This is a genomic window from Runella sp. R5_40 (assembly GCF_057652295.1).
Genome location: NZ_JBYFCH010000005.1, coordinates 271317 through 284690 on the forward strand (window position 1 = coordinate 271317; position 13374 = coordinate 284690).

At 42.6% G+C, this 13374-nt stretch carries 10 protein-coding genes and 1 pseudogene; 2 read left to right on the plus strand and 9 right to left on the minus strand.

What is annotated here, in order from left to right:
* Window positions 1-204: 204 nt before the first annotated feature.
* The 7 genes and pseudogenes from AC23N5_RS12315 to AC23N5_RS12345 all read right to left on the minus strand — a co-directional run bounded on the left by AC23N5_RS12315 (window position 205) and on the right by AC23N5_RS12345 (window position 7122).
* The gene (locus AC23N5_RS12315; protein ID WP_487755894.1) at window positions 205-333 is read right to left on the minus strand and encodes a cytidylyltransferase domain-containing protein; all 129 of its coding nucleotides are present in this window, start codon (window positions 331-333) and stop codon (window positions 205-207) included.
* 39 nt (window positions 334-372) lie between these two features.
* Window positions 373-1521, minus strand: a complete 1149-nt coding sequence (gene pseC, locus AC23N5_RS12320; protein WP_487755824.1) for a UDP-4-amino-4,6-dideoxy-N-acetyl-beta-L-altrosamine transaminase — start codon at window positions 1519-1521, stop codon at window positions 373-375.
* 18 nt (window positions 1522-1539) lie between these two features.
* Window positions 1540-2577: a UDP-N-acetylglucosamine 4,6-dehydratase (inverting) gene (gene pseB / locus AC23N5_RS12325; RefSeq protein WP_487755825.1), complete on the minus strand. Its 1038-nt coding sequence runs from the start codon at window positions 2575-2577 to the stop codon at window positions 1540-1542.
* A 218-nt stretch (window positions 2578-2795) separates the two neighbouring features.
* Complete coding sequence (locus tag AC23N5_RS12330; RefSeq protein WP_487755826.1) at window positions 2796-3287, minus strand: UpxY family transcription antiterminator; 492 nt, start codon at window positions 3285-3287, stop codon at window positions 2796-2798.
* 336 nt (window positions 3288-3623) lie between these two features.
* Window positions 3624-3770 (minus strand): annotated as a pseudogene (locus tag AC23N5_RS12335) (GDP-mannose 4,6-dehydratase); the annotation flags it as partial.
* Window positions 3771-3970: 200 nt separating this feature from the next.
* Entirely contained in the window at window positions 3971-6286 is a 2316-nt protein-coding gene (locus AC23N5_RS12340; protein WP_487755827.1) for a GumC family protein, read from the minus strand.
* A 17-nt stretch (window positions 6287-6303) separates the two neighbouring features.
* Window positions 6304-7122 (minus strand): polysaccharide biosynthesis/export family protein, encoded by an 819-nt coding sequence (locus tag AC23N5_RS12345; RefSeq protein WP_487755828.1) that lies wholly within the window; start codon window positions 7120-7122, stop codon window positions 6304-6306.
* Window positions 7123-7211: 89 nt separating this feature from the next.
* On the opposite strand from AC23N5_RS12345, the gene AC23N5_RS12350 reads away from it, so the two are divergent.
* A complete protein-coding gene (locus tag AC23N5_RS12350) occupies window positions 7212-7946 on the plus strand; it encodes a tyrosine-protein phosphatase (protein ID WP_487755829.1) in 735 nt (244 codons plus the stop codon).
* A 6-nt stretch (window positions 7947-7952) separates the two neighbouring features.
* Here the strand turns inward: AC23N5_RS12350 and AC23N5_RS12355 are convergent, their stop codons facing one another.
* Both AC23N5_RS12355 and rlmD read right to left on the minus strand, forming a co-directional pair.
* Window positions 7953-9323 (minus strand): sugar transferase, encoded by a 1371-nt coding sequence (locus tag AC23N5_RS12355; protein ID WP_487755830.1) that lies wholly within the window; start codon window positions 9321-9323, stop codon window positions 7953-7955.
* A gap of 287 nt (window positions 9324-9610) precedes the next feature.
* On the minus strand, window positions 9611-11023 hold the full coding sequence (gene rlmD, locus AC23N5_RS12360) for a 23S rRNA (uracil(1939)-C(5))-methyltransferase RlmD (RefSeq protein ID WP_487755831.1): 1413 nt from the start codon (window positions 11021-11023) through the stop codon (window positions 9611-9613).
* A 112-nt stretch (window positions 11024-11135) separates the two neighbouring features.
* Here rlmD and AC23N5_RS12365 point away from each other — a divergent pair, with 112 nt between their 5' ends.
* Window positions 11136-13370 (plus strand): T9SS type B sorting domain-containing protein, encoded by a 2235-nt coding sequence (locus AC23N5_RS12365; RefSeq protein WP_487755832.1) that lies wholly within the window; start codon window positions 11136-11138, stop codon window positions 13368-13370.
* Window positions 13371-13374 lie beyond the last annotated feature (4 nt).

Genomic DNA, 13374 nt, shown 5'->3' on the forward strand with positions numbered 1-13374 from the left:
GTCGTTTGTATCTAATAAATGAAATCAATAAATGCTTATTTTTGGATTAGAGGTGCACACGAAAATATAAAACATTTTTATCAAAATTCAGACCTTGAAATTGATAATAATGTATCACTTCTTCAATCACATCAAAGGTTGTTGCAAAATTGCTTGCATTCTCAAGTCTACGTAGAAAGGTCACTTTAGCTCGCTATCTTATTGTTATTTTTTGTACTCTTGATGCTCTGTTGAAACCATCGCATCATCAAAAAGCTTACTTCCTAAGGCTAACTCTATTTGATAAGAAATGATTGGCATACCCGAAAAAGGTTTAATATTTTTTCTGGGTATTCGTTTACTTCCTCATCTCGCAGTATTATGATATATAAATTAGCCATTAAAAAAGTGGATGATATTTTCAATAACAAAATTTAATTCCTCATTAGATAAACTTGGGTACATAGGTAGGCTAAGACATTTAGTGTAGTAATCTTCTGATATGGGAAAATCACCTTGTGCCCAACCTAACTGCTGATAATAAGGTAATGTGTGTACTGGTATGTAGTGCACTTGTGTATATATGCCATGAGCACGTAGATAGTTGTAAAGTTCTAAGCGTTTTTCTGTTTGGATAATGTAAAGGTGGTAAGCGTGGCTTTCACTTGGAGCAGTACAAATAAGCGGCAACCTTTTGAGGGCTTGATAGTAAGTCTCTGCTATTTCCCTCCTACGCTTTAAGCCTACTTCAGCCCGACTCAGCTGTGACAGTCCAAGTGCAGCGTTGATGTCAGGTAGCCGATAGTTGTACCCTAACTCTTGCATTTCATAGTACCACCCACCATGATTTTGAGCCATTAAGGCTGGGTCTTTAGTGATGCCGTGGGTTCTTAATAACAACAATTTTGAATAAAGTACCTTGTTATTAGTTGTAATCATTCCTCCCTCTCCGCAAGCAATATGCTTTACAGGATGAAATGAAAAAATGGCTAAGTCGGCGAAATTACCATTCCCACAATAATGTTTATTTCCTCTACTATCAATAAAATAACCTCCTGGTGCATGGCAGGCATCCTCTATAATCCATAAATCGTGTTCATTGGCTAGCTCACGAAACTGTTCTAAATTTACAGGCAAACCAGCAAAATCTACTGGTATTATCCCTGAAAAATACCCTTTCGGATGTGTTTCTATGAGTTCTTGAACTCTATCAATATCTAATGTATATTTTTTCGAATCAATATCAGCAAAATAGACACTGCCTCCACAATATCTAATACAATTGGCAGAAGCCGAGAAGGTAATTGGAGAGGTAATAACCCTTGATTTGTTATTGACAGATAATGCTAATGCGGACAAATGTAAAGCAGCAGTACCATTAGAAACAGCAACTGCATATTTTGAACCAATATATTTAGCAAATTCGTCTTCAAATTCATTAATTTTTGGACCTTGCGTAAGGTAATCAGATTGTAGAGTTGCTGTAACTGCATTAATATCTTCTTTCGTTATGTTCTGCTTACCGTAAGGTATATGTGCCATATTTTCAAACGTTATTGCTTAAAAGGTCTCAATACTAATTTTGAAAGTAGGATCAACATGTATTCTTATTAAATCACGTAGCTCTTCCACACCCAACCATTCTGTATTTTCTCCAGAACTATAATTAAAGCCTTCCTGTACTTTTTTTGCACCGAAATGTTGAATGTATTCCTTCAAATTCCATGGCGTAACTTGGGGTAAAATAACAAAATATTCCCCTAAGTCATAAGTAGTAAACGAATCAGAGGTTGTTATCATTTCTTCATGTATCTTTTCTCCTGGCCTTATTCCTATTACCTTGTGAATACAGCCGGGTCCAATCGCTTCTGCTATATCAATAATTTTATATGAAGGTATTTTGGGCACAAATAATTCTCCTCCCCAAGCTACGTTCAAAGCATTCATTACCATTTTTACACCATCTTCTAATGAGATATTAAAGCGTGTCATATTAGAATCTGTAATTGGCAAAACTCCTTCTTCTTTTTTCTTTAAAAAAAACGGAATTACGGAACCATTTGAACCCATTACATTTCCATACCTAACCACAGAAAATTTAAGTTTTCTATCCCCCTTAATATTATTTGCCGCAATAAATAGTTTATCCGAAGTTAATTTAGTAGCACCATAAAGATTAATAGGAGCGCATGCTTTATCTGTTGAAAGAGCTACTACTCGTTCAACATTTGTTTCTAATGATGCTCTAATTACATTTTCAGCGCCACCAATATTTGTTTTAACACACTCATCAGGATTGTATTCTGCTATATGTACATGTTTCATAGCAGCAGCATGAATAACATAATCAATTCCACTAAATGCTCTTTTTAAACGTTCATAATCTCTTACGTCACCGATAAAATAACGAATATTTGGAAACTGTGACTCTGGATATTCCTGAGCCATTTGAAATTGTTTTTGTTCATCTCTAGAATAAATAACCAATCGTTTTATCGTAGGATAATTATGGAGTATAAACTTAGTCAGTGCTTTCCCTAATGAGCCTGTTCCACCAGTTATCAATATTGATTTATTGGTTAAACTATAATTGTTCATACAAGTATTTTGAGTTTTAAATCATTAAAAAAATTGCTATATTTACTTACCATCAAGCATTATAATTAATTAAGGCGGAAACGCTCATAATCTTTCTAACTTATTCTAAAAAATACCACTAATGGAAAGGATTGTTTAGTTTGTGATTTTTCATGCGGAAAGTTTTAATAGTCTGTTTTTTTCTCAAGAAAAAAAAGTTCCCTCTCTACAGGGGAGGGCTAGGGTGGGGTTAAGACAACCTGTGTTTTCGCCAAATCCACCTTCAACACCATTCCCAACGAATCCAGCCTCACTGTCAGCACCGAGCCCTGCTGCCCTACCACTTCCCCCGTGGCATTGGCAAAAGCGCCTGAACTGATGGTAACGGGCGTATTGAGCTCGTAGCGCTCTGCTTTGATGGCATGGTGATCGTAGGTGCCGAGCATTCGCTCGATGGTGTCAATTTCCGAATCGCGCACGATGGCAGGTTTTTTGAGCCAAAACAAATAACGTACCACCCCTGGCACATCAAATACCTTAGAGCGCTCATGTTCTTCGAGGCGTACAAAACAATAGGACCTAAAAAGTGGTTCTTCTACCGTCTTGATGCGGTCAGACCACTTCCGTTTGGTTTTGAGCATGGGGCAATACACCTCAATTCCTTTTTCGGTCAGCCTTTCGGCGACCAGCTTTTCGTTGCGCGACTTCGTATAGATGACAAACCAAGGCATATTTTTAAGTGTCGAATGTGTGAATGACGAGTGTCGAATTAGTGGGCGGAAATGATAACGATATGGTATATACGCAAAATATACAACTATCCCTTTTATCTCAAAAACTTTCGCTTGAGATATCCTTTTTCTTACGGCTTCGCCCTTTCAGTCCCGGATGGACCTAACTTGCGGTACTGTATTTCTGTACTAGGAAAAATTACGTTGAGTAATTTAGCCCCCTTTTTTGCTCTTTTAACTACTAATGGTCTAAGAGTACGCTACTCGTAATAGTTTAGGCTAGAAAACCCTTCGCTTTGTAATAATTTATCTTTTTGGAACAAACGTAAGTCAGCTATAATCAAATTCGATGCGGTCGGTGTTAAACAACGAGCTCCGCCGCTTGATGCCGTGTACGGTATAGCCCTTCTCCAAGAGAAGCTCACTCAGGTATGCTCCATCTTGGCCAGTAACTCCCGTTATAAGTGCAACTTTGTTAATCATACAACTTGTGGGTGGCGTAACTAGGTGTTTAACATGTCAAATATACAAACGAACTAGTGAAAGCGCCAAGTTTTGAACGAAAAATTAGTTAAGAATTTATCAAACGGTAAAAAACATAATTATCCTTAGACCCTATTGGACAACCCGCTGAACTCCCACTACGAAGCAAATTGAGTTCAGCAGGTTAGATAAAAAGGTTTTTAGCCGTAGTATCCCTTTCCGTATTTATAGCCGTAGCCGTACCCATAGCGGTACTCTTGACTATTTCGGTAATTGACACCGTTAAATATGACGTTTAGCGATTTAAACTTATTAAACTTTTTAAGATCCGTCAAAATGTTTAAATCTTTCTGCACCGTGACTTCATGGCGAACGAGGTAAAAACAGGCATCAACCATCGGACTCAGAATCAACGAATCCGTGACCAAACCAACTGGAGGTGTATCAAGCAGGATGTAATCAAAATAGTCCCGATAGGTAGCAAGCAGGGCCTCGATTCTTCCGTTGGACAATAATTCAGCGGGATTGGGGGGAATGGGACCACAAGAAGCCAAAAATAAGTTCTCAAAATCCGTTTTTTGGGCAACCTCCATGGCATCAGCAGCACCCGCGAGGTAGTTAGAGAGCCCTTTTTCTCGGGTAAGGCCGAGGTATTTGGTAAGTTTTGGTTTTCTCATGTCCAGTTCCAAAATCACTACTCTTTTGCCTAACGTAGCAATACTCAGGGCTAAGTTCAGCGTGATAAAGCTTTTCCCTTCCCCACTGGTGGAGGAAGTAAATAGGTACGCTTGCCCTTTTTCGCGGTTTTCGGTGGTGATGTATTGAAGATTGGTTCGCAAAATCCTAAACTGTTCTGTGATAAAACTTCGGCTTTGCGGGTCTAATACATTTGTTTTCAACTCTTTAGGCTTGAGCGATACCTCTCCAAACACCGACAAGCCCGTGGTTGTTTCGATTTCCTTGCGCGACTGCACCCGATCATTTAATAACTCTCGGATGTTCAGAACGGCGGCTGGCACAACGACACCAATCAACAAGGCAATCAAATAAATTAATTTATTATTGGGCTTAATGGGCTTGGGAGTGGAGTACGGTTTATCAACAATGCGGCTATCTGTCACCGTAGAAGCGTACGAAAGTGCCGTTTCTTCTCGTTTTTGCAACAAAAGCAAATACAAGTTTTCCTTGATGTTTTGTTGACGTTGGATGGTCACAAACTCCCGTTCTTTGCGCGGAATGCGGCTGATGGAACTTTCAAAACGTTTGTTTAACCCCGCCAAACTCGACCGAGTAACCAATAATCCATTTTTTTGGTTGCTTACGTTTTCTCGAATTGCCTGTTTGGTATTGGACACCTGTGTATTGAGGGTTTCCAAAAATGGGTTGCCAGGTTGAACAGTCCGTGCCAATTTTTCACGTTGCAATTCCAGTTCACCCAGTTTTTCAATAAAGGACGTTAAAATGGGGTCCGTCACCATCAAACTAGCGGGCGCCACCGTTCCTTGCCCACTTTGCAAGTACCGTTCTACCCCTTCCAATACCTTCAATTGAATATCCACTTCATTGAGTTTGGTATCATTTTCTTTGACTTTTTCGAGAAAAAGGTTGGCTTCGGTGCTTAAATCCGTAATTCCTTGCGACGTTTTGTATGATTCCACGTCTTTTTCCACAACTGTCAATTCGCCCGTGATGAGTTTGAGGCGGTCTTCAATAAAACGAAGCGTATTACTTGCTTCCAAATTTTTATCTTCCAGGGCCGAATAAGTATAAGACTCTAGGAGTTTGGTTAAAATGGCCTGTCCTTTTTCGGGAACAGCAACTTCCATCGTCAATTGTAAAACGGTGCTCTTTAAATTGATTAGCTCAACTTGCAAAAGCTTAATCGTTGATTCAATAAGGCTTTCTCGATTGGCAAATCGTACCTTTATCACCCTGCCATTTGGCGCCATTTTGGGCTGGGTTAAAAACACCCGAAATCTTCCATAAGACGTTGTAACTGGCTGAGTATAAAGATAACTCCCGAGTGATTGTTGCGCATCATCTAGTAACTCAAAGTGCTGTGCATCAATGGTTCGAATGTAAAGTGGCTTCAAATACGCTTCCTTCTGTAGTTGTGTATAATTGATGCCAATTGGTGATTTTTGAAATAATTCATTATCGCGAAGCGTACCTTCGTCGTAATAGGAAACGGTTAGGTTAAGCCCATCAATCACCTTTTCCATTAACGCCCGAGATTTTAATACCTCCATTTCGTTCTCCACAATCTTACTCCCATTAAACATATCCAGCTCTTTTAACAGCTCATTCCCCCCTGTCATCCCTTTTTTCTCGTCTTTAATGAGAATGGAAGCCGTAATTTTATAAATGGGCACCGTATATTGTAAGTAGAAGTACGCCCCTCCCAAAGTGATGGCTAAGGCAATGACGAACCAATACCAGTAACGCAAATACTTTAACAGAAACAATCGCAGATTAAACTCTTCTTCTTTTTCTTGCCAGAATTCTAAATTTTCCATAGGTAGATTTGGATGACTTATTTAAGAATTACATTAAGGAAAACGACAATTGCCGTGGCGACACTCGTTATAATTGGGACTAACTGAACGGAGCGGTCGGTAAAGGTGGCCTTGGCTTTGCTTGGCTCTACATAAATCACGTCTCCGTTGCGTAAATAATAATTGGGAGACGCAAAAATGTCGCGATTCAGTAAGTTAATTCGGGTCATTGTTCGGCCTTTTTCCGTTTCTCGAATTAGCATTACATTGGTTCGTTCACCATAAATGGTTAAATCGCCTGCCATTGCCAAGGCTTCGGGTAAAGAGGTCTGATCATCCAATAAATTGTAGGTTGCAGGTCGGTTTACCTCCCCAAGTACCGAAAATTTATGGTTCAAAAACCGCACATTAACCGCTGGATCTTTCAAAGATTTACTTACTTCTCCTCTCACAAGGTTAGCCGCTTGGTCTAATGTAAGTCCAATGACTTTGAGTCGTCCTGCAAATGGGATTTCTACGTGCCCACTGGAGTCCACCAAATAGCCGAGGGGCTGTCCTCGCATCGCATTATTGGGCGCTCCTGGAAAGCTAGTGGTAGTCAGGGCATTGATGTTGGCAAAGTTTAAAATTTCGTTGGATTCTTGGTTAAAGCTCCCCACCGTAATGGCCAAAATGTCATTGGATTGAATGCGTGCCACCACGGGCTTAATCTGTGGTAACTGAGTGATTTGAGCGGTATCTGCCGATTGGAAATACACAATTTGTTTGGGGCTCACACAGCCGTAAAACGCGCTTACAAACGCACAAGCGAGCAAAAGAAGGATACCCGAGGGCCGAGTTGGTTGGTTAGAATTCATTCAAAAAAGTAAAAGTTAGTATAAAACGTTATTTTTGCGCCTTTCTTCGTCAAAAGGATGTACCTTTTGGCTTTTTTTAATACACGTGTATGTTTTCATTCTTTAAGAGAAAATCGTCAGTATCCATTTTTGAACTCCTCCAAACGGATATTCACTCACACCTTATTCCTAGCATCGATGACGGCAGCCCCGACCTTGCCACTTCCCTCCGCTACCTGCAACGTTTTCAGGAGATGGGGCTTCAACGCGTCGTCACCACACCACACATCTACGATGGCCTCTACAACAATACCACGTCCATCATTCAATCGGGCCTCACAAAACTTCAACAAGAGGCCCGCAAGCAAGGGCTGAGCATCAAAATCGAAGCCGCTGCCGAATACTTTGTGGACAAACACTTTGAACAACTCCTAGCGGCCAACGACCTGTTGTCGTTTGGGACGCGTCGGTATGTGCTCATCGAAATGTCGTTTGTTGCCCCGAGTCAGCAATTAGAAACCGTTATTTTCCAACTACTTACCAAAGGCTACCAACCGATTTTGGCGCATCCTGAGCGCTACAATTACCTTCACCACTCCATGAACACCTACAAACACATCCACGAATTGGGGTGTATGTTGCAGGTTAATTTACCTTCGTTGTGTGGCTACTACGGCCCAGCTACCAAAAAAATCGCGCAACAGCTTATTAAGCTCGATTTGGTTGATTTTCTAGGGACTGATTTGCACCACGACCGCCATTTGGAGCTTTTTGTTGCCCATCAGTTTGATGCTGATCTTGCCAAATTACTCCAAAAAGGAAACTTCAAAAATCCCCTTTTGTAAACTCTTTTACCGAAAAATAACACTCCTTACCACCTTGTAAAAGGTCTTAACCATAATTTCTCCGTCGAGCAACAAGCTCCAATTTTCGATGTACCAAATGTCGTAATCCACTTTTTTCTGGAGTACGGCAGGGTCGGTTCCCGCTTGTATCTCCACCTCGTTGGTTTCTGCCCAGCCCATCAAACCAGGTTTTACCCGGTAGCGAACTTTGTAATTTTGGGTGGCCAACTGTAATTGGTAATATTCTGAGCGTTTGTGCGCCTGAGGCCCCACAAGCGACATTTCGCCGCGTAAAACATTCAACAACCGCGGAAATTTGTCCAATTTCGTTTGCAAAAGGATGCGCCCTATCCACGTTTTTTGCTTTTCAACCTGGGTTCTAAACACCCAAGAATCAAATTCTTTTCCTCCTTGGCCAAGCAGCCTCTTCTTAATCCATATCGGCCCGCTCGACTCAAGTACAATGGCAAGACTGATAAGGGGCACAAGCCACAGACCTACCAAAAGAAGCACCAGCGTACTTAAAATAACATCCGCCAAACGCTTTATCAACCAGTAATAATCGGTATCTAGTAAGGTATTTCTCACCGAAATGAGGGGTTTTCCACCCAACAACTCCAACGTAAAACGAGATGAGCGAAACTGTAAAAAGCGTGGTGTAAAACGCAACAGTACGCCCTTAGAATCAGCCCATTGGGTAATTTTTTTGGCGATATCTTCTTCAAAATTTTCTGAGATAACAATCAGCTCATCTAACAAATGTAATGAATGTGCTTTCTCCAAATAGCGGAGGGTTTCATCCCATTCATTGACGCGCGCCGCCGAACGTGGCAAGGGAGCAATCCCCACTACTTTGTAACCAAATTGGCTATTTTTTTTGACAAAATCAACAAAGCCATTCATCTTACCAGAATCGCCCAGCACGACTAGGGTCTTTTGGTAAATACCTTTGCCATTCCAATAGTGGAATATTTTCCGCAGCCCGTACATCTTTAACGTAATCAACGTGCCCAACATCGAAACGTACGTCAGCGAAAAAGTACGGGCATGGTTCGTGTCATTGAGGAAGAATAAGAAAACGGTCAGAATCGCAAACTGGAAAAGCAGGTTGGGGAGTAGCGCCCATACTTCGTTGATAAAAGTGAGGGTTCGGAAGTCGTTGTAAAGTGGGGTAAATTTGGAGGCGGCATACCAACCCACCAGCAGCCCACCCACCACCAGCAAGTCTCGCCCAATCCAAACGCGGTGGGAAAGCTGGGTGGCCAGCAAAAACGCAACGAGTACAATCAGCAAATCGGCCGACAACTTGGTGTAATTGTGGCGCGTCTCAATCGAATAACTCGGCGCCATCATTGGCAATGAGGTGGTCTGAGTCATAGCGCATTACGGTTTGATGTGGTGCTTTAACAAGACATAGTACAATTTCCCTAATAAGCATTACCATTCTAATACCAAAGAATATTCTTTGCTTAATAGACGGTTTTGGCCTATAAAAGTATCGTTATGCCTTGCAATAATAATTTATTCGTTTTGAAAATCAACCACAGCAAGGGTGTTTTTATTGAAGAATTTATCAAACGGTAAAATAACAAATCCTCCCGCAGTCCAATTTTCCAATAAAAACACCTATAAAACAGCCTCTATGCTCCTAGAAAGGCATTTTTCTATTTTCTTTCCAACAATACTACATTTTCGACGTGATGCGTATGCGGAAACATATCAACGGGACGCACTTTGGTCACGGCGTATTTTTCGTCGAGCCACGCCAAGTCGCGGGCTTGGGTCGCAGAATTACAGCTTACATAGACAATCTTGGTCGGTTCCATGCGCAAAAGGGTACGCACTACGGGCTCGTCCATGCCCGCACGCGGTGGGTCGGTAATGACGACGTCGGGATGTCCGTTTTCTCGGATGAAATCCTCGTTCAAAACATTTTTCATATCGCCCGCGTAAAAGCGCGCGTTGGTGATGCCGTTGATTTGCGCGTTGATGTTGGCATCTTCGATGGCCTCTGCCACGTACTCTACCCCCACCACAGATTTGGCTTGGTGGGCCACAAAGTTGGCAATGGTGCCCGTACCTGTGTATAAATCATAGACGTGTTCGTTGCCCGTCAAGCCCGCAAACTCGCGCGCTACTTTGTACAACTCATACGCTTGGTCTGAGTTGGTTTGATAAAACGATTTTGGCCCCACACGAAACGTTAGGTTTTCCATTCGTTCTTCAATGTAGGGTTTGCCCGCGTACAAAATGACCGTTTGGTCGTAATAAGAATCGTTTCCTTTGGTATTGACAATGTATTGCAAAGACGTAATTTCGGGAAAACGGTCTTTCAGAAACTCCATCGTCGCGTCTATGTCCTCTTGATTGGGTTCGGCAAACTGCACAATCACCATGACATCGCCCGTATTGGCCGTGCGCAGAATCACATTCCGCATAAAACCAACGTTGTTTTTTTGGTCGTAAAACCGAAAACCTTTTGATTTGGAAAAAGCTTTGAGTTCGTTACGAATTACGTTGGAAGGTTCGGGCTGAAGGTAACATTTTTCTATGTCCAAAATTCGGTCAAAGCGTTTTGGTATGTGAAAACCCAACGCGTCGCGGTCGAGCTCGGTGCCATCCCCCATTTCTTCAAAAGTAAACCAACGAAAGTTTGAAAATGTAAACTCCAGTTTATTGCGGTAAAACGTCGTTTCTTTGGAAGGAACAATGGGGTCGATGGTTGGCAACGCTACTTTGGCAATTCGGTGCAAATGATCACTTACTTGCTGCCACTTAAATTGAAGTTGTTCTGCATACTGAATGTGCTGCCATTTACAGCCACCACAGGTGCCAAAATAACTACAAAACGGCGTCGCCCTTTTTTCTGACCACGAATGGGTATGCAGCACCCGCGCTTCGTAAAATTTCTTTTTCTTGAAAGCCAAGATTTCAACGTCCACCACATCGCCTGGGGCCGCATTTCCTTCGATAAAAACCACCGCGCCCTCGTGCTTGGCGATGCACTTTCCCTCCGCAGCAAAATCCTCAATGAGTAGATTTTCTACAACTTGTCTATTTTTTTTGTAATTTTTCATCGTATTGTTTAAGCAACGCCAAAGAACATTCTTGCGTAATTACTTATCAGTTTGAATATCCAATTTATACACCGCGACAAAAGTACAACGAGAAGTTTAGCCCTAAAACCAAATGAAAAAAATTCTACTTCGCACATTGTGGATTTTGATGATTGTGCCAAGCCTCTCGTGGGCATCGCACATAGTGGGAGGCGAAATTGAGTTCTACCCAACCAACCAAGCTGCCAGCCGTTTTTATGTTGGGCTAAATTTTTATTTTGACCAAGCCAATGGTCGTCCCGCCGCAGAAACTCAAACAGTTACGCTTTATTTCTTTCGCAAATCTGACAATGCCTCCATGGGGAGTATTGAGCTTCCGCAAACCACCCGAAAGCTCATTAGCTATACCAATCCAACTTGTGGCGCGTTGAACGCCGATTTACGCACCCTGTTTATTAGGTACTCCAGCGAAATTATTATCAATACCCAAAACTTCAATGACCCGCGCGGTTATTACATCGTTTGGGAACGCTGCTGCCGAAATAGCATCATTACCAACATTCTCAATCCTGCAAGTACGGGCGAAACTTTTTATACCGAATTTCCCGCGTTAGTACAAAACAACCAACCTTATACCAATTCTACCCCCAAATTTGGCGAATTGAAAGGTGATTATATTTGCCTCAATCGCCCTTTTACGTTCGATTTTAGCGGAAAAGATGCCGATGGCGATAGCTTGGTCTATTCGCTAACACGTCCTTGGGCGGGTTTTGCCAATACCAGCAATCCCGAACCAGTTGCGCGGGGTAGCAGCACCTATCCACAGGTCACTTGGGCAGCGGGTATCAGTGATCAAAACATGATTCCAGGCCCCGTTCCGTTGCGAATCAATCGGCAAACGGGCATCCTCAATGTTACCGCCGACAAAGCAGGACTTTATGTTTTTGCGGTGTTGGTGGAAGAATACCGAAAAGGCGTCAAAATTGGGGCTGTTAGGCGAGAGTTTCAGTTTAAAGTGGTGGATTGCCCCCAGAATTTTGCGCCAACCGCCCTCTACCGCGAAGCAGGTAAAACCGCTTTTTATAAGGAAGGTGAAACGCTCACAATCAAACGCGACCAGTCGAAATGTTTGGACATCTTGATTACCGACCGCGACCCTAATCAACGCCTGACGCTTCGTACGATTGGTATCAATTTTGACGACGCCAGTGTCTCAGCCAATCCGCTTACTTACGTCACCAAATCGGCAACTGATACGTTGAAGGCGCAGATTTGCTTTGAAAAATGCGTCGAAAGCCGTAATAACCAGCCCGTTATTGTTGAAGTCATCGTAGCCGACGACGGCTGCCCCCAACCGCTGCTTGACACGTTGCGCATCCGAGTCTTTATTGAAGGCGCCCTCAACAACAATCCTGACGTAGTGACCAATTTAGCCAATAACCGTGCGGCCATTGCCCAAGGGACAACCCTCAATTTTAATGTCATAGGCAGCGATAAAGACAACGATGAACTGGTGTTGGAAGCACGCGGGCGCGGTTTTCAACTCAATCAGGTGGGCATGACTTTCAACAACGCTACGGGAAAAGGAACTGTGACACAACCTTTTACGTGGGTTCCCCCTTGCAACGCCGTCGGGCAAGAGTACATTGTTGATTTTATTGTCACCGACGTGGCCTGCAATCGCCAAGTGAAAGATACAGTCACGGTTCGGCTGCAAGCGTCCCCCCTCCCCAACAACAAGCCAAAAGTATCGACGAGTCTTACCTCTACGGCCGTTATTGACGTTCCTTTGCCCGCCACCGACGGGAGCGGTTCGGTTGTTTTTGACGTTTATTCTGACGATGCCGACAAAGCCGATCAACTGCGGTTATACGCCCAAGGACAAGGCTTTAACTTGGCACAATACCAAATGAAATTTGACGAAAAAACGGGCAATCCTCGCCTTACTTCCCGTTTTGAATGGAAACCCAACTGTGCTGACTACGCCGCAATGGCAGGAAAAGAAATGGTGGTGCATTTTATCACCCAAGACAATAGCTGCGGTACTAACAAAAACGATACCCTCGCCGTGAGAATGCGCTTAGGTAATTTACCGACGGCTACTAATGTTGAACAAAATACCCCCAATGTCATCACACCCAACGGCGATGGCAAAAACGATTGCTTTTTTGTCGAGGGTATTTCGAGCGTAGCTTGTGGGCCTCAATTTGAGAAAATAGAGATTTTTAGCCGTTGGGGAAAATTGGTTTATAGTTCTATTGACACAAAGTTTAAGTGGTGTGCTGATGGAGTGCCTGCTGGCCAATATTACTATGGTTTAAAATTCACCAACCAAACCATTAAAGGAACATTAGCGGTCATTAAATAAGCTG

What these genes read in the sequence shown, in the direction of transcription:
- pseC (WP_487755824.1), bottom strand. Translation starts at nt 1,521, where the DNA reads ATGGCACATATACCTTACGGTAAGCAGAACATAACGAAAGAAGATATT.
- pseB (WP_487755825.1), bottom strand. Translation starts at nt 2,577, where the DNA reads ATGAACAATTATAGTTTAACCAATAAATCAATATTGATAACTGGTGGA.
- AC23N5_RS12330 (WP_487755826.1), bottom strand. Translation starts at nt 3,287, where the DNA reads ATGCCTTGGTTTGTCATCTATACGAAGTCGCGCAACGAAAAGCTGGTC.
- AC23N5_RS12340 (WP_487755827.1), bottom strand. Translation starts at nt 6,286, where the DNA reads ATGGAAAATTTAGAATTCTGGCAAGAAAAAGAAGAAGAGTTTAATCTG.
- AC23N5_RS12345 (WP_487755828.1), bottom strand. Translation starts at nt 7,122, where the DNA reads ATGAATTCTAACCAACCAACTCGGCCCTCGGGTATCCTTCTTTTGCTC.
- AC23N5_RS12350 (WP_487755829.1), top strand. Translation starts at nt 7,212, where the DNA reads ATGTTTTCATTCTTTAAGAGAAAATCGTCAGTATCCATTTTTGAACTC.
- AC23N5_RS12355 (WP_487755830.1), bottom strand. Translation starts at nt 9,323, where the DNA reads ATGACTCAGACCACCTCATTGCCAATGATGGCGCCGAGTTATTCGATT.
- rlmD (WP_487755831.1), bottom strand. Translation starts at nt 11,023, where the DNA reads ATGAAAAATTACAAAAAAAATAGACAAGTTGTAGAAAATCTACTCATT.
- AC23N5_RS12365 (WP_487755832.1), top strand. Translation starts at nt 11,136, where the DNA reads ATGAAAAAAATTCTACTTCGCACATTGTGGATTTTGATGATTGTGCCA.